Source organism: Sphingobacterium paramultivorum (genome assembly GCF_014109745.1).
Taxonomy (GTDB): domain Bacteria; phylum Bacteroidota; class Bacteroidia; order Sphingobacteriales; family Sphingobacteriaceae; genus Sphingobacterium; species Sphingobacterium paramultivorum.
In genome coordinates this window covers 3,324,311-3,348,493 of record NZ_CP058555.1, presented here as the reverse complement: position 1 = coordinate 3,348,493, position 24,183 = coordinate 3,324,311, and the positions used below count along the sequence as shown (strand labels likewise).

General features: G+C 43.1%; 20 protein-coding genes. 12 read left to right on the top strand and 8 right to left on the bottom strand.

The features are described from left to right. The first annotated feature begins 11 nt into the window (after positions 1-11). Positions 12-1,388, top strand: a complete 1,377-nt coding sequence (locus tag HS960_RS14210) for a RagB/SusD family nutrient uptake outer membrane protein (RefSeq protein ID WP_182329670.1) — start codon at positions 12-14, stop codon at positions 1,386-1,388. 146 nt (positions 1,389-1,534) lie between these two features. Here HS960_RS14210 and HS960_RS14205 read toward each other — a convergent pair whose 3' ends face one another. The 4 genes from HS960_RS14205 to HS960_RS14190 all read right to left on the bottom strand — a co-directional run bounded on the left by HS960_RS14205 (position 1,535) and on the right by HS960_RS14190 (position 4,811). After that, complete coding sequence (locus HS960_RS14205; protein WP_182329669.1) at positions 1,535-1,912, bottom strand: hypothetical protein; 378 nt, start codon at positions 1,910-1,912, stop codon at positions 1,535-1,537. Continuing rightward, positions 1,906-2,649 carry a MauE/DoxX family redox-associated membrane protein gene (locus tag HS960_RS14200; RefSeq protein ID WP_182329668.1) on the bottom strand — a complete coding sequence of 248 codons (744 nt, stop codon included), beginning with the start codon at positions 2,647-2,649 and terminating at the stop codon, positions 1,906-1,908. Before HS960_RS14200 ends, HS960_RS14205 begins: the two co-directional genes overlap by 7 nt. Before the next feature lie 384 nt (positions 2,650-3,033). After that, positions 3,034-4,119 carry a hypothetical protein gene (locus HS960_RS14195; RefSeq protein ID WP_182329667.1) on the bottom strand — a complete coding sequence of 362 codons (1,086 nt, stop codon included), beginning with the start codon at positions 4,117-4,119 and terminating at the stop codon, positions 3,034-3,036. Further along, positions 4,116-4,811, bottom strand: a complete 696-nt coding sequence (locus HS960_RS14190) for a hypothetical protein (protein WP_182329666.1) — start codon at positions 4,809-4,811, stop codon at positions 4,116-4,118. Before HS960_RS14190 ends, HS960_RS14195 begins: the two co-directional genes overlap by 4 nt. Before the next feature lie 365 nt (positions 4,812-5,176). Here HS960_RS14190 and HS960_RS14185 point away from each other — a divergent pair, with 365 nt between their 5' ends. Together HS960_RS14185 and HS960_RS14180 are read left to right on the top strand one after the other, a co-directional pair. Beyond that, positions 5,177-6,232, top strand: a complete 1,056-nt coding sequence (locus HS960_RS14185) for a hypothetical protein (RefSeq protein ID WP_182329665.1) — start codon at positions 5,177-5,179, stop codon at positions 6,230-6,232. A 10-nt stretch (positions 6,233-6,242) separates the two neighbouring features. Further along, the gene (locus tag HS960_RS14180; RefSeq protein WP_182329664.1) at positions 6,243-6,551 is read left to right on the top strand and encodes a hypothetical protein; all 309 of its coding nucleotides are present in this window, start codon (positions 6,243-6,245) and stop codon (positions 6,549-6,551) included. Between the two features lie 123 nt (positions 6,552-6,674). Here HS960_RS14180 and HS960_RS14175 read toward each other — a convergent pair whose 3' ends face one another. The 3 genes from HS960_RS14175 to HS960_RS14165 form a co-directional block, all read right to left on the bottom strand. Then, a complete protein-coding gene (locus HS960_RS14175) occupies positions 6,675-7,928 on the bottom strand; it encodes a S41 family peptidase (RefSeq protein ID WP_182329661.1) in 1,254 nt (417 codons plus the stop codon). Between the two features lie 121 nt (positions 7,929-8,049). Beyond that, complete coding sequence (locus HS960_RS14170; RefSeq protein ID WP_182329659.1) at positions 8,050-8,676, bottom strand: outer membrane beta-barrel protein; 627 nt, start codon at positions 8,674-8,676, stop codon at positions 8,050-8,052. Positions 8,677-8,736: 60 nt separating this feature from the next. Continuing rightward, on the bottom strand, positions 8,737-9,453 hold the full coding sequence (locus tag HS960_RS14165; protein ID WP_182329657.1) for a hypothetical protein: 717 nt from the start codon (positions 9,451-9,453) through the stop codon (positions 8,737-8,739). A gap of 369 nt (positions 9,454-9,822) precedes the next feature. On the opposite strand from HS960_RS14165, the gene HS960_RS14160 reads away from it, so the two are divergent. Both HS960_RS14160 and HS960_RS14155 read left to right on the top strand, forming a co-directional pair. Continuing rightward, positions 9,823-10,365: a hypothetical protein gene (locus HS960_RS14160; protein WP_182329655.1), complete on the top strand. Its 543-nt coding sequence runs from the start codon at positions 9,823-9,825 to the stop codon at positions 10,363-10,365. Positions 10,366-10,404: 39 nt separating this feature from the next. Continuing rightward, positions 10,405-10,932 carry a hypothetical protein gene (locus HS960_RS14155; protein ID WP_182329653.1) on the top strand — a complete coding sequence of 176 codons (528 nt, stop codon included), beginning with the start codon at positions 10,405-10,407 and terminating at the stop codon, positions 10,930-10,932. A 260-nt stretch (positions 10,933-11,192) separates the two neighbouring features. Here HS960_RS14155 and HS960_RS14150 read toward each other — a convergent pair whose 3' ends face one another. Continuing rightward, the gene (locus tag HS960_RS14150) at positions 11,193-11,396 is read right to left on the bottom strand and encodes a type II toxin-antitoxin system Y4mF family antitoxin (protein WP_153846654.1); all 204 of its coding nucleotides are present in this window, start codon (positions 11,394-11,396) and stop codon (positions 11,193-11,195) included. 301 nt (positions 11,397-11,697) lie between these two features. Here HS960_RS14150 and HS960_RS14145 point away from each other — a divergent pair, with 301 nt between their 5' ends. The 7 genes from HS960_RS14145 (at position 11,698) to HS960_RS14115 (ending at position 24,183) form a co-directional block, all read left to right on the top strand. Next, positions 11,698-12,561 carry an AraC family transcriptional regulator gene (locus HS960_RS14145; protein ID WP_112373465.1) on the top strand — a complete coding sequence of 288 codons (864 nt, stop codon included), beginning with the start codon at positions 11,698-11,700 and terminating at the stop codon, positions 12,559-12,561. A 393-nt stretch (positions 12,562-12,954) separates the two neighbouring features. Beyond that, positions 12,955-16,116: a SusC/RagA family TonB-linked outer membrane protein gene (locus HS960_RS14140; protein WP_182329651.1), complete on the top strand. Its 3,162-nt coding sequence runs from the start codon at positions 12,955-12,957 to the stop codon at positions 16,114-16,116. A gap of 45 nt (positions 16,117-16,161) precedes the next feature. Next, positions 16,162-17,637, top strand: a complete 1,476-nt coding sequence (locus HS960_RS14135) for a RagB/SusD family nutrient uptake outer membrane protein (RefSeq protein ID WP_083663519.1) — start codon at positions 16,162-16,164, stop codon at positions 17,635-17,637. Positions 17,638-17,656: 19 nt separating this feature from the next. Next, the gene (locus HS960_RS14130; RefSeq protein WP_159729430.1) at positions 17,657-18,799 is read left to right on the top strand and encodes a DUF4859 domain-containing protein; all 1,143 of its coding nucleotides are present in this window, start codon (positions 17,657-17,659) and stop codon (positions 18,797-18,799) included. Positions 18,800-18,879: 80 nt separating this feature from the next. Next, positions 18,880-19,848 (top strand): hypothetical protein, encoded by a 969-nt coding sequence (locus tag HS960_RS14125; RefSeq protein ID WP_159729428.1) that lies wholly within the window; start codon positions 18,880-18,882, stop codon positions 19,846-19,848. Positions 19,849-19,870: 22 nt separating this feature from the next. After that, a complete protein-coding gene (locus HS960_RS14120; protein WP_202883685.1) occupies positions 19,871-21,727 on the top strand; it encodes a DUF4859 domain-containing protein in 1,857 nt (618 codons plus the stop codon). A gap of 230 nt (positions 21,728-21,957) precedes the next feature. Next, the gene (locus HS960_RS14115) at positions 21,958-24,183 is read left to right on the top strand and encodes an outer membrane beta-barrel family protein (RefSeq protein WP_182329649.1); all 2,226 of its coding nucleotides are present in this window, start codon (positions 21,958-21,960) and stop codon (positions 24,181-24,183) included.

Here is a 24,183-nt window from a genome sequence, read left to right as displayed (position 1 = left end):
TGAATCTTGAAATGAAAAAGACGAAAAAACACTTTTGCTTTCTTACGATCTATCTCGCATTATTCGTAACATTCCATACATCCTGCAACAAGTATTTGGATATACAAGCAAACAAAAATCAGGTAGTACCAGAGGATCTGACAGATCTGCAGCAGATATTGGATGGCTCGCAAAACATTAATTTTAATTTTTGTTCCATAGGTGAGGTTTCGGCTGACAATTACTTTTTGAAGCAAAAGGTATTTGATGGCCTGAATGAAGTGGGCAGAAAATTTTATACCTGGGAAAATCCCGTTTATAATTTTAATAACGATTGGGCAAAAGCCTATATCACTGTCTATAACTGCAATTTAGTGTTAGATAAAATTAAAGAAATTAAAAGAGCGGAGGCAAATAAAAATGATTGGGATAATGTAAAGGGCAGTGCCCTTTACTATCGTGCCAGCCAGTATCTTAGTTTGGTATGGACTTATAGTAAAGCATATCAGGACGATACATCTCCGAAGGACTTGGGTATTGTGCTGCGTAGTACCTCAGATTTTAATGTAAAGTCTGAAAGAGCAACTGTTTTAAAGACTTATCGTGTTATAGTGGATGATCTTTTAGCTGCCGCCGACATATTGCCTGATAAAGCAATTCACGTCATGAGACCATCAAAAATAACAGCATATGCGGGATTGGCGAGAGCTTACCACTCGATGGCGAAATACGATTCAGCTTACTATTATTCGGACAAGGTCTTATCGGTAAATAAAGAGCTGATGGATTATAACAACGCGGCTGAAGTGAAAATCTTAGCTGCATATCCTTTTACAAGATTTAACAAAGAAACACTCGGATATTTTGAACTTGTGACCATTAATGCACAAATAGGAGTTAATAACGCTAATATTGATTCAAATCTTTACCAGTCTTATCATGTTAATGACCTAAGAAAGCAGGCCTTTTTCAAAATGAATGCAGATGGCTATGTTTCGTTTAAAGGCAGTTACGCGGGTAGTGCAAATTTATTTGGTGGGCCTGCTGTTGATGAAATGTTTTTAATCCGTGCGGAATGCGCTGTAAGAAAAGGAAGCATTCGGGAAGGAATGGATGATATGGATTATCTATTATCCCGACGTTATAAAATAGGAAGTTATTTGCCAGCTCATTTTGAGCTTCAGGAAGAAGCACTTGATTTTGTTCTTGGGGAAAGACGGAAAGAGCTGCTCTTTAGAGGTTTGAGATGGATGGACCTGAAACGTTTAAACGAAGAGGGGCGGGGAATTCAGCTCAAAAGAAACGTGAACGGGAAAGAATATATGCTCAAACCGAGAGATAATAAATATGCACTACCATTGCCTGAAGATGTGATTATGGCGACTGGAATGCTTCAAAATCCTATTTAAGAAAAATTTTTATAATAGTCTTTTTTTGAATTATATACCTTAAACGAGAGACCAGCATTATTTGAAACTGGTCTCTTGTTGAAGGACAGTCAATAGATTAATTGGAAACGAAAATCTTCAAACTAATCTTTGGCCAATACGAAAAATTAGCTTCTGTTGTGAATGTTAATTTCAGTTTCACTATCTCCACCACTTCGTTCAGGGATAAAACCCGAACCAGTAGAGATTTCTGTTAACTCAATTTGACCGGGATCTAGTTCCCCTGCCGAATTTAGGTCTGAGGTCTCCACTTGCATAGAACAGGCTTTATTGTCGCCTGAACAGGATTGACCATTTGGTGTCGTTGTCCAATTCGACTCGTTTGAAACCTCTCCGCTTAATAGCGGATTTCCCTTGAAATAAACAGTCACAGGAGCTAAACTTTTTCCTGTATAAGCCTCAGCACCTTTAAATGCTGAGAATCCGATAATCATGGCTCCGCCTAATATCATGTAGCCATAATTGTTTAAAAATTTGGTTAGCATAACGCTACCCTCCTTTCTTTATTACAAGCCAATAATTGGTGAGTAAAGTTGTTGGCCTGCAAACTTTTGGTAAATAATTGTTGTCGGTACGGTTCTGTGTACCGATCGTATCTGTATGCCAGGCTGCCTACTGTAGGCCTACTGACGCTGTCATATACTGGAGCATGGTCTATGCTGTCTGGCATATACCAGATTTCATATGTTGGTTTAATTGCTGCGTTTTTATAGCTTACAATTCCTGTTGCTAGAATAACCGTGAGAAAGAGGCCGATAGCGGTCTTGTTGCTTAAATTGCTTTGATCGTGTAGAAAAACCTTACGATTGAGTACTAATCCTGCTAGCGATAGACCAAGAATAACGAGATTAAAGATCAGATGCGCTGTCCAGGAGATATGACTGAGAAAGCTGGTACACATACAGGGTTTCTTGTCATACACATCAAGGACGCCAAGGGCAATATAAATCGAAAACAAAGTGATCATGATAGTCGATGCTATCCAGCCCCAATGCTGTAAACGGCGTGCAGGCAACCCAAGCAAAGCTCCGATGCTAATTTCCTGCAGCGGAAGCAGCCAGAAAAGTATTGGCGCAAGGATGCTAATGACCGGTTGTTGCTGCAGTGCAATATGAAATGCACTGAGCTGCCAGAGTTTTTCAATACCCACATAAACCCAAAAGAGGATCATTGCCGCCCGGAGGATTTTGTAAATTGTTGTATTGGTTTTGTTCGCTTCCATAGCTTTAATTATTTGTACAGCGTTACTTATTATTTTTCTCCACTGTTTTTTCCTTTCAAAAACAGGGCGCCGTACCTGCGCGCCCTGCTCGGGTACAGCGGCCTGATTCAGCGTCAACTTCTACCTTTCGTACGCTTCAAAACAAAGATAGATCGGATATCAGTCGACCGCAGGGGTAGTAAATAGGGCATTTGAGCCAGCGAATACCGTTCTAAATAGCTGTATGAACGGCGGCGGAGAATTAGAGACGAAATAACTGCTATAAGCATGGCGGAGCAAAATAGCCGACAGAAATGATTTTAAACAAGATTTAAATCTTGGTCAACCCTGCGATTGCAGGGGTAACGTGGGAATACCCCTGCTTTTTAAAATTTGGATGGATTTTTATCCATTTAATTCGGGGAATTTTTCGTGCAATTCATTCAGCATCGTTTTCAATACTTTGCGTAGGTGGACAGCAGCGGGAAATTCGCTGCCTCTGTCCATCTTTGTGAGGCTGTGTATCGAAAGCAGTATGCCTTCCTTGGTTTTCACGAGTTTTGAAAATTCTTCCGCAACTTCCTTTTTCTCGGACGAGCGCATGACTTTGGCCTTCACACATAAATGTAACCAGAGTTTGAGCTCCTTCCCATTCAGATTGCTATGGATAAACCGATAGGGAACAGCACTGGATGACTTATCATCTTCCGTTTCCATTTCAATATATTGGCACATCAGCATGAGCAGCGTGCTGCGGTTGGGATCATAGGCAAAGCCTGGGATGGCGGAAAAATGCTGCGGATACCGCAATAGATTGTCGGTAGCGGCCGGGTCAGCTTCGTAGAACTCCTTCCAGCGATTTAAAAAGCCGATATGGTTAAAATTAAAATTGATCATCAAGATCAAAAAGCGATAAGGCCAGTTTTTATGCTGACGCCCGTCCTGAGCCAGTTGCCTAAGTGCATCAATCAGCTGAACAAGGTAGTGCTGATGATGATATTGCAGGTAGGGTATTTTGCCCCGCTGGAAAAGGCTTTCAATGGCGGAATGCACTTCATCCAGATAAGCTTGGGGAATCTGTTTAAGCCTTAACCTCTCTAAGCTGTCTTCGAGGTGAAGATCTATATATTGCCTGATGCGTTTTTCATGATGCTGCGGTAGCGGTGTCAGGGGATTGATATCTTTCTTAAATAAAAATTCTACACTTTCCAGTAGTTCCTCCACCCGATGAAGCGTGTTGAGTTCCTCGGAAATGGACAGATCGCAGCAGGTGTATAATACTTCATGCAGGCGAAGCAGCTGCGTATGGTAGAGCTGTATGCCACGGATCGCCTGATCGGCATGGGTATATTGCCGATGGAGGGCCAGGGCATCGTTCAAATGTTCGGTACAGGCAGAAGCAATGGCTTCCAGTTGTTTGGTTCGGCTGGAAGGGCTGATATGGGCAAAGGTCTCTATTAAAAGCATCAGGGGATATAAGCTTGTGATCATTTGTACCTCCTTTTCATTTCTTTGTGATACCATGGCCAGCCATATACACCCGGATGCAGCGTCATGTTCAGCTTGCCGCCCTCTTTTGCCTGCTCAAAAGTCTTTGGATGTACCTCGACCGGAAATTGGTATTTCTCATCTTCATACGTAAATGACACCAATAATTCATGTATGTCGCAGCAGACTGGGCATTTCTGTACCACTTCGGCTTGGATATAGACCGCTTTGGGGCTATCGACCTTTTGGCAATTATTCATAATAAGGTTCATCCGGATATACCAGGTACAGGCAAGGAGCATCAGTGGAAATTGGATGGCGTAAAGCGTAACCAGATTGGCACGTTTGACGAAAATAATATTGGCCACCGCACAGCTGCCAAGGGCGATGGGGAAGGCATGTTTAAATGCTGGCTTAAGTGGCTGTGAACTCAGCAACAGCTCATAAGGTAAGCGGTCATACACCGCTATACTGCAGATCTGAATGCAGATAAAAAATAGAGCAAAAAGCTGGAGTATGACATGATGGCTACGAATTTCCAAAAAAGGGATCAGTAGGACAAGGACACCGATACTATAAACCTTTAGGTAAAATGCCGACGCTAAAAAGGATCCATATACAGTCACCACGATCGCGATAAAAATCAGGATGTGATTGCGGCTGATCCGTCTGAAAAAATGCATGGGAGGTCTCATACGCAGGGCTGTTAAATCAATGGTTTGATATCAAATTAAAATTACCTATAACGCATGCTATTTGGTTTGAATATTATCTTTATTTCAATAAGCGTATGTTTTTCGCATCGAACTCCCTTTTTCTGTAACGAAGCATTCATTTTATACAATAAAGAACGTGTTTATAAGCTAAAAAGGTGTGTTTCTGCGTATTTGGCAGGACACAAAAGGGTGGTTTATCGATCTGATGGTACTGTTTAAAAGAATTAATGGCTAAATTTAGTATACAGAAATTTTTTTAATAGGAGATTTTTGGAAAGCATTAGCCTCGCCTGCATTTATCTATCGATCAGTTCAAGGTTAATCGTTGAAATTAACAGTACATTATGGAAAGTAACCAACAGGTCAAGTATGCTAAAGATACGGAGATGCACGTATATTATCCAGATTTCATCTGGGTGTGGATCGCTTCGTTTCTTTTTGGCGGCATCTGTTGGTATATCGGTGCGGTAACAGCGCTGTCAGGCTGGTTCGATAGCAGACCACTGATTGTAAGTTATCTATTTAATGTAATTATCGCGGCATTGACACTCTTTTATATAAGATGGGGGATCAAGCTGTTGGACAAAAAGAAAAGCTGGCTGCTGCACATGGGCGATCGGCTGGGCACACAGTTCTTTTTCTGTGTACTGCTGCCAACCGTAGCCCTATTTGGTATCCTCAAGCCTGTTGCAGCACCTAAAAGTGAATGGATATGGCTGCCTTTATTGGTGATTTTTGTCTGTATACTGCTTTTTAATATGCTCTATATCACCTTTTTTTATTGGAGTATTTATCGGAAAAGGGAACGGTACCTGATCCGCTTGGAACGTACTTTACAAAGGCAGAATAACTTAGCTGTCAATGCGGATGCGCAAATTGACGCAGAATCTTTTGATTTGTATGATACTATAGATCCGGCATCGGCCGATGAGACCGGGAAGGAAACAGATGCTGTGGAGGAAATTGATCTGACGCTGCTCAAATCGATAAATCCGGCAGAGGAGGAGTTTGTGATCAACAACAAATACCTCACAAAAAAGATTATGTACACGGAGCTGGGGATATTTCTATTTGAGAAGACCAATAATACGCCTATCGTTAAGCTATACCTAAAAGAAGATATGGAAGATAGCAAAGGCTGTGAACAGCGTAGCCTGAACGAAATTGTGCGCGATACCCACGGCTTTGTACAGAAAATAGACCGACATCACGCGATTCCATTGGACATGATCAAGGCCTGCTATCAAATGAAGGGCGGGCGGCTTCGGATCATTTTGCATGTACCGTTTGGTGCTATCGACAGTTTTGTGGTTTCGTCGACCATTTCCCGCAGGATAAAAGACTGGGTCATGCTCCAGGTACCTATTGAAAAAGAGAATACAATAAATAATAACCTTTAACAGATCGATTATGGAAAGCATGAAAAGCAACACTTGGAAATGCCGGGCCACAGGAAAGGTGGCATTTCCGTCCCGGTTAGACGCCCAATATGCGATGTTCCGGTTCAAATTACGTTCGCGCGTAAAAAATGTCACCAATGGTAAACGCATCAAACACCGCATGGGAAAACCGGCTTGCCGTAGAGCCTACTATTGCAGGCTCTGTAAAGGATACCATATTACCAAATGGAAAAAGGACAATTTTGAGCGTTATAAAAAAACGGTCTTGAGCTGGGATGTTTCGTCCAGCATAAGCGATTGGAACTACCTATTGGAGTAGCGTAAAGTTTTCTGCTTGTGTCAGCTAGAAATCGAAAAATGAAATGATTGCTGACCAGCTAAAGTAATATTCTTTGAATTTTAATAAATTAGTGGGATGAGATATTTAATAGAAGGTAGATTTTTATCGCAGTATTAGTGTGCTGCTTATTGGCTTTCCTTTAGGACGCGATCTTTGGGGCCATATGCTCATTAATGCCTCGTCTTTTCCTTTCATATAATTTTCGATCGTATACTTGATATCGATATCAGGTTTTAGCGGTCCTTTTTTCCCTTTCCATACTTCCCAGTATTTCGTCGAGTAGGCAATTACGATGTCTGATTTTGGTAAACTGAATCCCCTGACTTCTCCATAATGATTGATTGAGCCACTGGTTTCTTCACCAATAAAGGTTGCATTAGAATTTTTCTTCAGTTCAACAGCATTCATCACAGCCGAGGAGAAGGTATTCTTGCCTATCAATACAAAAAAGCTGTCTTTTTTATTGAGGTAGCTGTTTTTTATTTGTTCAATAAATGGTGTTAAAATACCGGAATTCCCACCGTTGTTATACCTTAGATCCAGCACAATTTTATTGGGATGTTCGGCATTGATCAACGTGAACAACTCCTGATTGAATTGATCGAAAGGCTGAGCCGGATCTTCCCGGCATGTCGTATAATTAAAATAAAGGATTTTGTGAGCAGCGTCATAATCGTACCAATAGTTCCCTTTTTTCTTTTTTGAAAGTAGATTGACTGCACCCGCTGTTAAGTTTAATTTTTTTAGGTCATTACCTTCCGATGACGTCAATTTTATCTTACTGATTTTATTGTTCCGGTCAACAAATGTGAATGCAGCTTCTTTGTCCGAATCGATGATGCCAAGGCCTTTTAAAAAAGCCGGATTGTTGATGAAACGGAGCAGGTGATCATTAAAATACGAACGGTTTTCACTTAAGATAGCCTCCTTAAACAAAGCAGTAATCTGATTGAAGCTGTGGTTATTGATTGCTACTAATTTGGTCCCCAATAGCGATGCAAAAGCTGGATCTATAGCTGTTATATATACTTCATCATTAAACATATCCAACTGAATGGGAAGTATCCGATTGAATTTTGCTTCAACAAATGTATGCTCATCTTTTATACTTACCATAAGCTTGAAGAGCGCTACGGTGAAGGTCTCATAATTCAACGAATCCGCTTTGCTGGCAATGTCATCTACGAGCTTCTCGAAGGTAGCTTTTGTGGTTTTAGCAAATAGGTTGGTATGTTTGGCGGGCAATGTTCTTTTTAAAAAATCGAGGTCTTCAAGATAGTCTGCTTTAGTCAAGGTCTGTGAAAAGCCGAAAGTAGAAACCAAAACAAAGAGGATGGTAAATAGTATTTTATTCATGATCATTTAAATGCAACCTGCGGTAAATAATAGTATAATTTTAGGTTTTCCTGTTTATAAAGATATAAATTTTCTTCAGTAGAGAAAATGGAAAAAGAGGCTGTTTGAACTGTGATTTATATTAATTCTTGGCAAACCTATAATTTAATCCAGCCGCAATTCCCAAAACCCGCAGACGATCATAATTTCTCTCCGATTGGAAAGGGATGAGTGAGTACATTTTGTAGTGTGGCGACAGCAAGACAGCAAACTGTTGGGATAATGGAACCTTTGCGCCTAGTCCAACATGGAAACCTATACCATGCTGCTTGTCTACATAACTGTTTGCGTTCTGCTGGAAGTGTAACATAGGCCCCGCATTTGCGTAGAGATATTTTAAAAATTTTACCCTGGCATCTAAAGGGATTTCCCAAATAGAAAGTTCTGAGGAGTATTGGATCCGCTCCACCGAGGGATCGACTATTGCCGATGTTGTCGTTATATTCTGGTGGGAATAGCCCACACCTGCACCAAACGACCATGTTTCATTATAGTGATAGCCTATGCGGAGCAATCCAGCTATATAATTCTTACTGGCGTTGCTACCGGCTCCCATAAGGCTCTTCCGCGGTCCAATAGTACGCTCAGCGAGAGGAGTTATAGAAAATTCGATGTCATAACCGCTGCCATTTCTTTGCTGGGCATAGAGGCCGGTTCCTGATAAAGTTAAAACAGAAAGAAATATCCTGGAAAGTAATTTTTTAAGCATATGAATGTATGATTATAGATTTTATAATTGTTTTCTCTTTTTAATTAGCGCTAGTTCCCACTAGAAATCTAACTGATAGCGTGTAAAGCTTCCTTTTTCTGAATTAACAGTGGATGCTTTGTCGAATTGTAAGGGGTTCGATCCATTATAGCCTTGCCATTTTAATACCGATTCCATATCGGCAGGAATCGGTATCCTAACGATGGTATCCAAATCACGAGGGACCGGAGCGATAGAAAAACCAGTATTGGATTTCTCCGGACCATAGCTAACGGCAAGCATCGTCAAATCGAGTTTTTTGACATTTTTGAGATGCAACTCCATTTCGCCCTTTTTAAACAGCATTATTCGTTCATCAGTTGGCGTATCATACTTGAGCTCGTCCAAGTCATAAGAAGCTACGCTTTGATAGGAATCTGGATGGTTTGTATTAAGATAATAACCATTCTTTTTGACACTAACTATAAAAAAGCCTTCCCGGGATAGGTATTTGCTGGCATCAAATCGAAAACTATATTTGCCTTTGGAATCTGTCTTTGTTTTCCCCAAACTTATAGATGGTTTAAGGAATGAACTGTAATATTGGAAAGAAATCCCTACTTCTGCATCGGATAATAATTTGTTCGCAGGAGTATCCACAACAACTCCCGATAGTACAATACAATTCTGCGCACAGTTTGTGCCATCGCGCTCATCTTTTTCGCACCCAAATAGAAAGAATGGTAGGATAAAGAGCAACCATTGTCCTTTATTCACTTTTTGAAATATGTTTAGCATAATAATGTAAAATAGGTCAGTAAGAAGTCTTACAGGAAAATCAATAAAACTGTGCATTTCGTCAAAATAGGCCTTTTCATAATTTATTTTGATACTATACTATTGCAAACGGAAATAATATGCGTAATGCTACAAATTTAATAAATATAAGTTAATAGTTCCCCCTAGACTTTAAAAGCTGCATTGTGATCACAAATGATTGGGCATTTGCGAGGATAATGTCTCCCAATTGACCAATACATGATACACGATTGGAAAATTTATTGGGATAGCGCAAAAGTTTTCCGCTTGTGTCAGCTAGAAATCGAAAAATGAAATGATTGCTGACCAACTAAGGTATTATTCTTTGAATTTTAATAAATTAGTAGGATGAGATATTTAATAGTCCTATTGTTAGGCTGGTTTACTTGTTATTCGGTCGCTGCACAAAACCAAGCAAAGGGAAATAGTGCCGGTAAAGATGAAAAGACTTATGTATTGGTGGCCAATAAGATCAATACCGATTTTAATTATAAGTTACTGGATGATTTTGAGCAGTCTTTTTCAGCATTAATCAAGGAAAACAACAGCCGTGAATTAGTATTCAATCCCATAAATGGCAAGTACCATTATTACAAGTTTATCGCCACCTATAAAGCAAGGGGTATCTCAACAGATAGCGATCCGGCCAAGCCGGAGCAAACCTTCCACAATATCTTGATCATCAAAACCGACGACCAGCAAAAGATCGTAGATGGCTATCATTTTGTGCTGGAATGGAGCGAAAAACCATTATCCTATCCATTATTTAGGATGAAAGCTGCCGATTTGCCCCTAAAAGAAGGCCTATCATTAAAGCAGCTGAACCTCAAAAGGGTGACCGATAATACGGATTTTGATAGCGATGGTAAGATCAAACTGTCGAGCTGGTAACGTTAAAAAAGAAGTTAAGAATATTTTTAGAACGATCTTATGGAACTGGATAGCCTTTATATTAGTATTCGAATAGAAAAATCGAGATTGAATGAGTTTTTTGCTTCTAAACCAATTTCCCCGAACAAAGATGATAATTGGTCGCAGTGGTGGGAGAGCCGGCAGATGTACAGCAAAACAACTTTGGAAATTATTCCAAGTTATTCACAGGCGCGCATTCGTGAAGTCTTCGATAATCTGCTCAAGGATCGATTTTATGGTGCAAAGGAGTATTACGATGAGGAAAAGCAACACTGGACATTCGCCGTACTGAACTTCAGTGAAAACTATCTTGAAATATTGCCGATGCTGGCTCTCTTAAAACAACTGGAAGGCTTTGTTTTGGAGGGTTATGCCCTGATTTTTGACTGGATGTGGGGTGGTGATACGGTAATGGCCTATGTTGACTTTACCGCGGAAGGTGCCTTGCTCCAAACGGTTACGGAATCTTATGCGGTCGAACTTAAACGATTTGAAGAAGCTAATCAAGGCTTACAAAAGCTGGCTGAAGAGCTGGGGGCTGGCTAACAGCTAGCAGTGGCTGCCTTAGTCAAGGTTTGTGAAACACCGAAAGTAGAAGCCATAATAAAGAGGATGGGAAATAGGAGTTTATTCATGATCACTAAATTCTTTTCTATAGTTCGATCTGTTTTAATTTAGCTTGAAAAATTTGAATGGATCAGTTTTTTTTAGATAGTTCTCGTCATAACTAAATGAATAGCCATGATCAGTCTCAAGGAGATATCCAGCTAAATCATCATGAAAATATATTTTTGCTTCGCGTGCCATCACTCTCTAATTTGATCAATTACACCAACTTCTTTGCCGAATAACGCCAATATGTCGTTTACTTTGTCTAAACGTAACGTTTTTTTTCCTTGCTCGAGATCACGCACAAACCGTAAGCCGACTCCAGCATTAGCAGCTAAGTCTTCCTGTGTTAGCTTTAATTCTTTCCGTTTCTGTTTTACAAACACTCGTATTGAATCCATAATTATACCCTTTCTGATATAAATATAGTAAATGTTCTTAAATTATACTACATCGGGTATAAATTATGTGTTTTATATACTTTTTATACCTGTTCGGGGTGTAAATTTTAAAATCGATATGGGAGGGGTACGAAGCTCATAATGACGTAAAAAAATGATATCTATTGGGTTTTAATTCACGTATGTGCAAATTATAACCAAATATCACCTTATTTTAACCTTTTTTAGCTAAGCATTGTAATCCTAAATTGGCTATTGTATATTTAATGTCAAGTTGACATTTATTTAAATCTAAATTGTTATGAAGCCAGTTCAATTTAAAGTTCCTGCCCCTCAGGATAAATCTATCTATATTCAAGAAGACGTGCTGGATAAGTTCTATCCTTATATGCATCGTCATGAGGAATATCAATTAATCTGGATTAAAGAAGGTATCGGCCAGCTACTCGTGGACGATAATGTACATGAGTTTCAGCCCGGCGACATTTTTCTATTGGGAACAAACCAGGCCCATGTGTTTAAAAGTTTCATCGCAGGAGTATCTGTGCGGTCTGTCTCACTATTTTTTAGCCCGAAAGGAGCACTGTCTACCATGGCCACCATGCCCGAACTTCGCAATCTGCTTGATTTTGTGCATAAATGCCAGCGGGGATTTAAGGTTCCGCCGAAACATCAGGGACAGGTATGCTATTATATTGAAATCCTGCAAAAGTCCGACTTTCTGGATCAGCTCGTCAATTTCTTTTATCTTTTAAAATCACTCAGCAAAGTATTCGCCGAATTGGAGCCGCTTTCTGGTGTTCAACTGGCCAAAAGGGAAATCTCCAAACCTTTCAGAATCGAAAAATTATGTAAATTTTTGGAAGAGCACTTTAAAGAGGATATCAGTTTGGATGAAATAGCCGAAAAGGCAAACCTTACGCCGCATGCCTTTTGCCGCTATTTTAAGAATTGCACCGGAAAAACTTTTGTCGCCTATTTAAATGAACTGCGTATCCGCGAAGCCTGTAAATTATTGGGTTTGGGTAGGCACGACTCGATCTCTTTAATCGCCTATGATGCCGGCTTTAATAGCATCACCAATTTCAACCGTGTGTTTCGAAGTATATTGGGGATATCGCCCAAAATATATGTGCGCAACTACCGAAATTATCTATACGATTAAAAAACTTTTTAATCACTTTAGGCTATTTGATCCCATCTGGCAGAAGGTCGCTCAATTTCCTGCGCGATTTCGGCTCTGATTCAATTCCGTCTAACCATAACAGAAATATTTTTCCTGTTATGGTTAGACGGAATTGCTGTTTTATGCACTATGCTGCAATCCTACAGCTCGCCAATAGGCCTCTTTTTCTTTTGTTAAAATGCTAGAATGAGTGGGTAAGATCTGACCGAAAACCGCTACTCCGAAGTACTAATTTTGTTACAGAAAGAAGAACTAATCAATTTTTTAACATGCTGTTACAGCCTTTTTTGCAAAAGGAATCCATTTATCCCAGGGATAGATGTGTCATTGACAGTATGCTAAACTGAACACCTGCTTAACGAAATTATGACTATGTATGAAAATCTTCCAAAAAAATGCTTAACGGGTATTTTTATGTTGCTGCTGTTGGTCTGTCAACAGCTATATGCGCAACAACAGAGAACGGTCACGGGGATCGTTAAAGACGAAAAAGGCATACCTTTGTCTGATCTGAGTATTTTAGAGAAAGGCATCCGCAATGCCACCAAAACGGATGCGGATGGAAAATTCAGCCTACCGCTTAAATCGGCAAATCCGACCTTGATTTTTAGTTATGTCGGTTATGTACGGCAGGAGAAACAGCTGCGTGCCGGCGAAAATACACTTCAGATAACGATGAAGGAAGATGGAACGGGGCTTGATGAGGTGGTCGTGATGGGCTATCAGGATGTGCAGCGGCGGAAGACGACAGGAGCTATTGCTACCGTAAAAGGGAAAGATTTTGAAAATACACCCTATGCAACCTTCGATGCCATGCTGCAGGGACGCGTGGCTGGTCTGACGGTATTGAGTACTTCGGGCGAACCCGGTACCAATAACATTGTCAACATCCGCGGGACGAGCAACCTGGGCTTAGCAGACAACCAACTGCAGGCGCCCTTATATGTGATCGACAATATTATTTACGACGTGAGTGATATCCGGTCGGCTTATGGTAATGCAAGTCCTTTGCAGGCCATTAATCCCAACGACATCGAATCGGTTGACATCCTGAAAGATGCTTCGGCATCGGCCATTTATGGTGCCCGTGCTGCAAATGGGGTCATTATCATCAAAACCAAACGTCCGGCGCAGGGTAAACCCGAAATACGGATCTCGGCTTACAACGGAGTTTCTAGCCGTCCGGCAATGAAGCCCATCACTGTTGGTGCAGCCGAGCGCAGGCTGAAAATGAACTTGCTCTATCAGGGTGGATCGTACGACTGGTTCAATAATGGATCCATTAGCCCCATGTTAACAGATAGTTTAAATCCAGCCTTTAACAACAATACCGATTGGCAGGGGCTTTTTCTGCAGTCGGCCAACATCAACAATGTCAATGTGAGTATCGGTGCCACCATGGAGAAATTTTTATACCGTTTCTCGGCACAGCGTTATTATGAGCAGGGCGTAATGATGGGCTTTGAAAATGAAAACCTAACCCCGCGCCTGATGTTACAGGCTAACCCGACGGACAATTTCCAATTTGAAACAAATTTGTTCGCAGGTTTTACTAAAGCGAAACATGGTTCGGGTGACGATACAAAATATCCCTTTAGCACCTGGGGATTTCCTTCTTCTTTCTATCAGCTTACGGATGTCGACCAGCAGATCTATACGGGGCGCTACGATGGTTTGATGGATCGCGATAACTCCTTCAGCCTGAATGGAAACTTCGCGGGGACACTCAAGAAATTTCTGATCAATGGGCTGACCCTGCGCTCGCAGTTTTCGTTTAATGTCAATAATAATACACGCGATCTTTTTCGCCCCAAACTGCTTACGGGCTATAGAAACTTTGCACAGAATTGGGTGAACCAAAATAAGCGCTGGGAATGGGAAACCTATTTTAACTACATCAAGAGCATTCGAAACATCCATAATTTTAGTGCCGTTTTGGGTACTGGTATTGAACGCAATACGTCCAATGAAAATTATATGTATGGCTACAACGACAATGGAAATTATGTGAAAACCGTAACCGGTATCCCTTCCGGGCCTGATCTCTATGCAACGACTTCCATCAATGAGCGCTCGCGCGTATCGGTATTCGGTCGTTTTGGCTACGATTATAAGGACAAATACCTGCTTTCTGCAAGCTACAGGATGGACGCATCGTCGCGCTACAGCAAGGATAACCGCTGGGGTATTTTCCCATCCATATCTGCCGGCTGGGTGCTTTCGGAAGAACCGTTTTTCCAGGGAGTCAAAAACGCGATATCCTTTTTCAAAATAAGGGGTAGCTATGGTATTACGGGTCGTGATCCGGGCTCGTACTATGCGCGCTACACAGGACTGACTTTTGACGCATCTTATCCAGGGGCGGTGCTGGAAAATGGCATTGCTGGTTCGGTACTCTCGTATAACGGTAAGCCGACAGTATCTCCTAATTATGCGGCGGCGGCAACATCACCGACAATCAGATGGGAGCGTTCACCGCAGTTTAATGCCGGGTTCGATATGAACCTGCTGCACGACCGGGTTACGGTAACTGCTGATTTTTATGTGCGCGACTCCAAAGAGTTGGTATACGATCTGACGATGCCCGCTACTTCGGGATACAGCACCGTCTCCAATAATTTTATCAGTGTGAGAAACAGTGGTGTGGAAATGACGATTATCTCCCGAAATATGGCCCCTTCGTCGGCATTCCAGTGGACGACCAATTTCAATATCGCTTACAATAAAAATTATGTCACCAGCCTGCCTGACGGTGGAAAGGAAATACAAGTGGGACCACCCTGGATGCAACGCGCCCTGAATGTAGGCCAGCCTATTTTTCCATTCAAAGTATGGGATGTGGATGGCGTATATGCGACCAATGCTGACGTGCCTGTCGATCCTTTGACGGGAAGAAGAATAGCGCACTTTAATCGATCGGTCCTTTATCAGGCTGGCGATCCGCGCAGAAGGGATGTCAATGGGGATTACCTGATCGATTACAATGATAAAATTGATATGGGAAATCCAAATCCCGACTTTGTGGGCGGTTTTATCAACCAATTTTCTTACAAGAATTTTAGCCTATCCACACTCGTGAGCTTTGTTTTCGGACGCTCTTTGTGGAATGGTTACCTGTCGGATAAATTACAGGATGCCGGTTCATCTGCCCTTTATTCGACCTGGGGTACCAATTCGGCCATTGCAGGCGATTTTAAACCCAGCGACTTCTGGATGAAAGACGGCGATCAGACCAAATACCCTACTTTGTTTCGCAATACGGTAGACAATTGGCACATCGCCAATAGCACTTTTGTGGAAAATGCCAGTTTTGTACGACTGAAAAATATTCAGCTGAGCTACACATTCCCGCAGGCCATGATTAAGAAACTTAAGTTGAAAATGCTCCGCATTTATGGGGTCGTGGATAATGTGGCTGTTAAGTCCTGGTCTTCTGTGCCGGACCCTGAAGCAGTGGAAGCCAATGGTTATTCAACGGGTAACGGATATCCGATCCCGAAGAAATGGACAATAGGCTTGGATGTTACCTTTTAATCATGTCAGTTCCATCGGATAACGGTGGCTTAAAATTAGTTAGAGATGAAAAGAAAAATATTGTTTTTAATGCTGAGTGCTTTCATGTATCTCGCTTCAGGCTGCTCCAAGTTTCTGGACATTGAGCCTGTCAGTTCGGCAACCGACGAGAACTTCTGGAAAACGCAGGAAGATGCCAATAGCGCAACCAACGCCATGTATGCGCTGCTGCGCAAGGCCCTAAATCAAGGCAATGGGATGGCCTACTATGCCTATGGCGATTTGCTAACGGACGAAATTACTTCTTCGACCAACGCAGACTTTAATCCGATTGTCAATATGCAGCTCAATACGGCTGTAGCGGCTTCGGAAACTTGGCGGCCCGCATATCAGCTGCGGCGCTATGATGTCTTCTATCAGGCTATAGACCAGGCCAACCGCGTGATCCAAAAGCTCCCTAAGATGGATGAAAATGCCTTTGACAATGTATCGACCAGGGATTACTATATCGGCGAAGCTTACTTTGTGCGTGCATTTGCCTATTTCTATATGGCGAGGGTATGGGGAACAGTGCCGATTATAACAGAATCTGTGGTGCCCATCAATGCTGTAAATCTCCCGGCAAGTAAAGAAAGCGATGTGCTGGATCAGAGCCAGGCCGATTTAACTAAAGCTTTGACTTTACTGAAATGGAGCAATATTGACCAAGATGATTTTGCCCTGCGTGCAAATACCGGAGCAGCGCTTGCCCTGCAGGCGCACCTGAGTGCATGGCGCGGCGAATATGCGGACTGCATCGAGGCAGCTAAATCGGTATTGGAAAGCGGCGAATATTCTTTTGTGGGAAGGGACAGTCTGAACTACCGCAGTATTTATCAGGGAAAATCCAATGAAGGTATTTTTGAGATTTCCCAAAATGGGGAAAACGAAGGTACAAACTCGGGAATAGGGTACTTCTCGCTAGCCGGGCCTTATTTTCGGACTTTAACAGATCCGATTCTAAGAATCAGTCAGGATTATATTAAAACGCTCTTTAAAGACAGTAACGATAAACGATTTAAAAGTGTGTTTGATATAGTTTATAACGGTAACTATGCGCTGTGTACGAAATATGCGAATGTTAAGTTTTCGAGTAATGCGTCAAATGCCAATGCGATATTTAAAAATAACATCATCATCTTTCGCTATTCTGATATTAAGCTGCTTATGGCAGAGGGATTGGCCGCAACAGGTAAAAATAGCTCCGCAGAAACCATCTTAAATGAAATCCGGACGCAAGCTGGACTGCCTGCCTACACAAATGAGGAACCGCTCATCGAGGCCATCTTTAGCGAAAGAGCGCGCGAGCTTTTTCTGGAAGGCCATCGCTATTACGATCTCGTGCGGTTGTATAAACACTTCAATGTCTATAAATTTCCGGAAGGCAAAATGAACCAGTCGCAATTTAATGCGAAGAAATACCTTTGGCCATTTGACCCATCGTTGTTGTCAACCAATCCGCTGCTGAATCAGACACCATACTGGGGAACCGTCAATATGTAAACCACTAAACCTGAAAAAAATGAAAACCTTATATCGATTTGCGTTGCTGCTGGCTTTTGGACTGGCAGTGGTGGGTTGCAAGAAAGCAGCTTATCTGACGGATGACGGCCTCCATACAGCCGAAGTCAATCTGTCTACTTACGACTACCTGGCGGCTCATCCCAATGGGATGTTTGATACCCTGCTGCTGGTGATTGACCATTTTAAACTCAAAGACGAAATCAACAAGGCGAAAACCTTTTGGGCGCCTTCGGATTATTCGGTCAACCGTTATTATAAGCAGAAGGCAGACTCGGTGAAGTATGTGGACGAAAATGCACAGTATTCTTTTGATCAGTTTCTCAACGAAATCCCTGTGGATTCGGTCAGGGCATACATCTACAACGATGCCCCTTACAATTTGGAAACGGCCAGTACAGCGTATACGACGATCAGCAATGCGTCCAATGTGGGTGGATTTTTCTATCATAGGCAAAAGCAGCCCAAAGCGGCCTGGTCTTCGCAGCCCGTTTATTATTTATACTACGTCAAAGTGCGTGGCGAGGCGGATCAGATCAGCCCTGACGGTATTGTTACGGTCAAAGAAGATGATCAGGCCGACATGCGTATATATTGTCAGACAACCGGGATTAAAACGGCTTCAGGAACCATGCTGAATGTATTGGCCAATACACATACGTTTATAGGCGATTTTGTGCCACGCCTCCTGACGGGGCCTAAAATCGTGGAAACCGGTTCTACGCTGACCTTTACATACGACCTGAGTATTAAATATGATGCAGCCGGTTATACAGGTACCACAGTGGACCTGCTGTTGCCACGTTTAGCGCGCTTTTATGGCGTGGAGAGCGGCGCAATATCCGCGCTGGTGGGTAAGGATATTACGTATTATGCTGTACAGCCCGATGGCAGCCTAAATGCAAACAGCACTGCCAACGCCCCCGGGCACTGGTTCGATACGAAAGGGCAAACCTGTTCATGGGGCACCGATGCACGCATTGTGTCTGAGCTGGCAACCTCAACGATGACCTTCAATATTCTGCAATATCCAGGGCAAACAACGGTGGGTAGTACCTATACGGTCCGCCAATCCCTCGTATACAAGTCGAAAACAAAGGGTGATTTGAATGCTGTTTTTGTATTCAACATTAAGATCAAATAAATTTTGAAACTAACTGGATTGATTCCGCGGCAGTGCCGGATCAACCGGATAGCTTCATCACAAATGAAAAAATAAAACAGATGAAAAAACGAAGTTTTATAATCGGCTTAGCAGGTTTATCCCTATTGCTATTGGATTCCTGCAAGAGTGACCAAATAGGTTATTTAAGTGAAAATATACGCTATAATGTGGAGAATCTGCAAGTCAACCAGGGGACGGTGGTGTACACGGATGCCATTGTTGCCAATGGAAGCACAACCCCGCTGACCGTCAATCTGGTTGCGGTACGGAACAAGGAAACCGGCGAGCTCACAACAGAATTTTCAAAAGAACATGAGATATCCACCTACCTTGCTGAAGTCACCTGGCGGGATACCACCCTGGATCTGTTGAAAGCGAAGATTGGCAAGGCTAAATATCCGCCGATGATGCTCAATGCGACCGGTGGCCGCGTGGGTTTTACACAGGCGACGCAATTCGTGACCCCGGGACAATACACGATCGATGTGGAGGTGAGCAATATCGCCGGACAGAAAAAATTTAAGAACATCCTCGATTTTAATGTTATCGGTGCCAAGAAGGAAGATATTTTATTTAAGTCGTGCACGAGTTCGGACTACGGTGCCGAATCCAATTTTCTACCGTATACAGATTACGAGATCAGTGTAGAACATCAGGCTGAAGGGGAAAACAAAATTGTATATCAGTGGGAAGATAAAAACGGCAAGCCCTTCAATCCTAAAAAAGGCGAGATCATCAAGCGTGGCGACCGGCCGACATTCAAAAATTGGTCGCCTTACTATCCGGAGGAAGTTACCGATACGGGCTTGGTGTATCGCTATCCAGATGTTTCGGGGCTGGTATACCCCATCATGAACGGTACTTATGTAGGTACGGAATTTTGGTCTGGCGATCCCATTTCTTATTACCGTATTGTGGGGACAGCGACTACGCTGGGGCGTAACCTCAATCCGGTATCGACCATCAAATTCTATAGAAGTGGTACCTACATCGTTCGCTTCCGTTTTTTGACCGTCACACATAGTTGATCTCTACCTATTAAAAGCGCAAATGATGAAAAGTATAGTATTGCATAAAGTCCTGCTGATACTGGTTTCAGCACTTGTATTCCTTTCGCAGGGATGCAGCAAAAAAGTTGAACTTCCTGTAGAGGAAGAGGTCACCACGCCGCCCGTTACAGTGGGGACAGATTCTTTGAAGATTTATAAGCCCAAGGAATTTGAAGGGATGGATTATAACGATAAAGGGAGTAAATGGTCCTATTCGCGCAGCCGTCAGTCGGAGCATTTTATCGTGTTCTGGGGTGCAAGTTATGGGAAGAATGATCCCAATGCTGACACCGTCCCTGAAGAATACCGTGTCGATATTGATGATCTTTTGGCCAAGGCCGAACAGTTCTACGCATTGAACGTCGGCACGCTGAAGTTTGCAGAACGTAAAGTAAACCGATCCAATCTGGATAAATACAAAATGATGATTTTTGTTCATTATACGACAGAATGGATGGCGTATGGTGGCGGTTACGACGATCTAATCGGCGCATTGTGGATCAATCCGGCGACCTGTAAACCGGTGGGTGCAGTGATTGCGCACGAGATCGGGCATAGTTTTCAATATCAGGTATTTGCCGATTTAAAAGGTGGACATGGATTTCGCTACGGTTTTGGCGGAACGAGCGGCAATGGGTTCTGGGAGCAGACAGCGCAATGGCAGGCCTACCAAACCTATCCCGCACAGGCATTTTCGGGCTCCGATTTTCCCGTCTATACCGAGAATTACTTTCGCCATATTCATCACGAGAAATATCGTTATGCCAGCTATTTCATCCATTGGTATTGGACAAGTAAACATGGGATCGATATGATTGGCCGCATCTGGCGCGAAGCGTTAAAACCCGAAGATCCGGTGCAGGCCTATATGCGTATAACGGGTATCGATGTGAAGCAGTTCAACAATGAGATCTATGATGCGGCGACCCACTTTGTGACCTGGGACCTGAACAGCATCCGGGATTATGGAAAGAATTATATTGGTAAGCTGACGACCAAATTTACGCGGCAATCCAACGGTAGTCTTCGCGTTGCCTATGATCGTTGTCCGGGTACTACGGGTTATAATGTGATTCCGCTCGAAGTTCCGGCTGCGGGAACCCCGGTTTCAGTAGCTTTTAAGGGACTACCAAATGCCGCCGGATTCAACGCGGTGGATGCCAGCCGTGCCGGATGGCGCTATGGCTATGTGGCTTTATTGAAAGACGGCACGCGGGTATATGGTGACAGGACGGAGGGCACGGAGAATACGGTAGCGTTTACTGTTCCGGCCAATTGTAGCAACCTCTGGTTTGTTGTCACAGGCGCCCCATCGGTTTACCAGCCACATGCCTGGGATGATGACGATAGCAATGATGAGCAATGGCCTTACGAAATCAAAATTCAGGGTACAACGGCTACAGGATACAATGAGGTGAGCAGTCAGCCCAAAGATATCGCGTTGAATTATGACCTGAGCTTCCCGGCAGATGCCACAGGGTATTCGGGTGCGCAGGTAAGCGTCAATGCCGCTCAGCTAGGGGAGGCTTTGGCCATATCTTCGGCAGACCTGGCGGGTTTGATGAGCAGCGGGAAAATTAAGTTCTATGCCGTGGAGCCGAATGGAAGTTTAAATCCCAACAATACGGCCACAGGTTACGGGCATTGGTTTACGCCTGCTGGGGCTGTCACCAACTGGGGTGCCAGTGCGGGCTTGTTTTCGGAATTTAACGCCAGTACGATAACGTTCTCCATCGGTCAATATCCGGGCGCTTTGGCCACTGGAAAGAAATACACCATCAAGCAGGCACTGCTGTATACGTACGAAGGAACGAAAAGCGTGCAGGCGACGTTCACATTTAATGTGAATATCAAATAAGAGTATGTTAAAACCACAAGATGAGATGGTGGTTCATATGTTTATGTTTAGTTTAAGCCACGTCGGGAGATGTGGCTTTTTTGATTTTTGTATTGTTGCTATTGTATCGATGCCTCTGGGCTCTGCGCTTAGCTGTGGTCATTCATCCCGAAAATCATACCGTTCGAATAAATTATTTAGGCAACCGCTGTTAGGCCTATACATTCGTATCGAATTAAAGAATACGAATAATGATCCGAAAATTAATCTATCTAGAGTTGGCCACAATGCTGTTTGCTTGCCGTACCGCTTATGGGGAGACAGGCTGTTCGTTGCAGGATACCACCACCATTAAACCGATACGCTTGAATGAGGTACACGTGTCTGGACGGGTAAATCCCCTTAAAATTGCTCCCGGCAGGCTGACTTATCAGGTAGCTAAAGGCAGCGCCGGTTCTTCGGGTAGCGCCCTGGAGCTGCTGCGCAGAATGCCTGGTGTGAGCATTTTAGCAAATGGTAAGATCAGTTTAAACGGGCAAGCGGGCATTCAACTGCTGGTCGACGGCAAAACAAATTTTATGGATGGCGAAAATCTGATCAATTTTTTGGCCTCCATGCCAGCCGCATCGCTCGATGTTGTCGAACTTATTACGCAACCAGATGCTACAATGGATGCCAATGGTGATGCCCGCTTTATCAATCTGAAACGGATCAACAGGACCGCCCCTGGCCTCAGTGTTTCTTTATCGACCAATGCCGAACAAGGGAAGTACAGCAGAACCTTCCAAAATATCGCCGTGGCCGCCAACACCGCTAAGTTGGCGATGTCGCATACCTATTCTTATGGAGAAGGGACGGAATTAATTGATGTTAATTCGACCAGGTATATCAGCAAGGAGGGGGATAAGAGGGGCAATGCATTGCGATTGGATATGGACGCCGTTAGAAAGAGAAATTATCGCAATCATTATTACAACGGCACGCTCGATTATGCACCAAATGATCACGTGAAAATGGGGACTTATGTATTAATCAACAATCATGAGCGGACCAAACAGGAAGCTGTTCGTTCTAATTTCTTTAACAGCTCTTCACAGGTGGACTCCAGCATAGCAACAGGAAATGTGTTGGGGCATACCTTTAGGAACTTTAGTACCGGAGCCCATTTGACGGTTCAGTTTGGCGCTGGCTCCAAATGGGAAAATTATCTTGATCGGCAACAGTTTAACCAATCCGAAACCCAAGATCAACTGCTGGACAAATTTGGTGCTGATGGTTCAGTAACAGCCCTGCAGCAAAAACTCCGCGGTGAGACGGGAGGAAAGGTTACTATTACGACGGTACAATCGAAATATATGCTCGACATCCGTCCAAATATGACGACCTCTTTTGGTGGAAAGTTGACGCAGGTTAATATGCGCACCAATTCATTTTATCAGCAAACTCATGACAACAGCTGGCAGGAGCGCGCCGACCTGACCAATACATTCGGTCATGAGGAGCAGCTGAAAGCGCTATTTATGCAGACGCGGTTTAGCCCTTCGGACCTCTTCCAAATCGATGTGGGGCTACGTTTTGAGGATGCTACATTTAAGAGCAGGACCGCCAATGATAAGGATACAGATTTTACCATGCTGAGATCCTATAAAAATTTGTTTCCGAACCTGACCGCTACTTATGCAATGGATGCGGAACAAAAGCTTTCGCTCAATTACAACAGGCGGGTCAATCGTCCCAATTTCAAAGACCTGAGTCCTTTTGTGGAGGTCAACGACCCCTATTTGTACGAGAAGGGAAACTCAGCATTGAAGCCCGAGTTTGTCCATACGATGGAACTGACCTGGTTGTTCAAAAACAGCTATTCGTTGCAGCTGCACTATAACCTGCGGCAAAATGCGATCAGCAAGAGTTACAACCTGGATGAGCAAAGGCGGACTGTCGTTATGCCGATGAATCTGGAGCACGCATCCAATGTGGGGTTGCGGTTTAATGCAGCCAGTATTTCCCCCCTGAAAAAGTGGAACATACAGCTGAACGGGAACCTGAACTATACCTCTTTTGAATGGCGGACGGTAACTGATGTGCATCGCAACAGGCGGCTGGTTCCTTCTTTGCAGGTACAAAATACGGTAAGTCTGCCTTTTAAACTCAGTCTCGAGCTCAATGGCTTCTGGAATGGGGCTACTGCCGAGGGGCAAGCCACCATGGCTTCCCTCTGGTCTATGAATACTGCCGTACGCAAAACCATCTTGCAAGATAAATTAACTTTGTATATTTATGCCAATGACCTTTTCAGGACCAACAGGCCTAAAATAATTTTTAGTAGTGATGCTATGGAAGGGAAGTACAGGGAGTTGTACGACAGTAGAGCTATTGGGATCAACCTTTCCTACCGATTACATCGCGGAATGAAAGATAACCTAAAAAGCGATCGTACCAATGACCGATTGGAAGAAAATAGCCGGATTAATTACTGA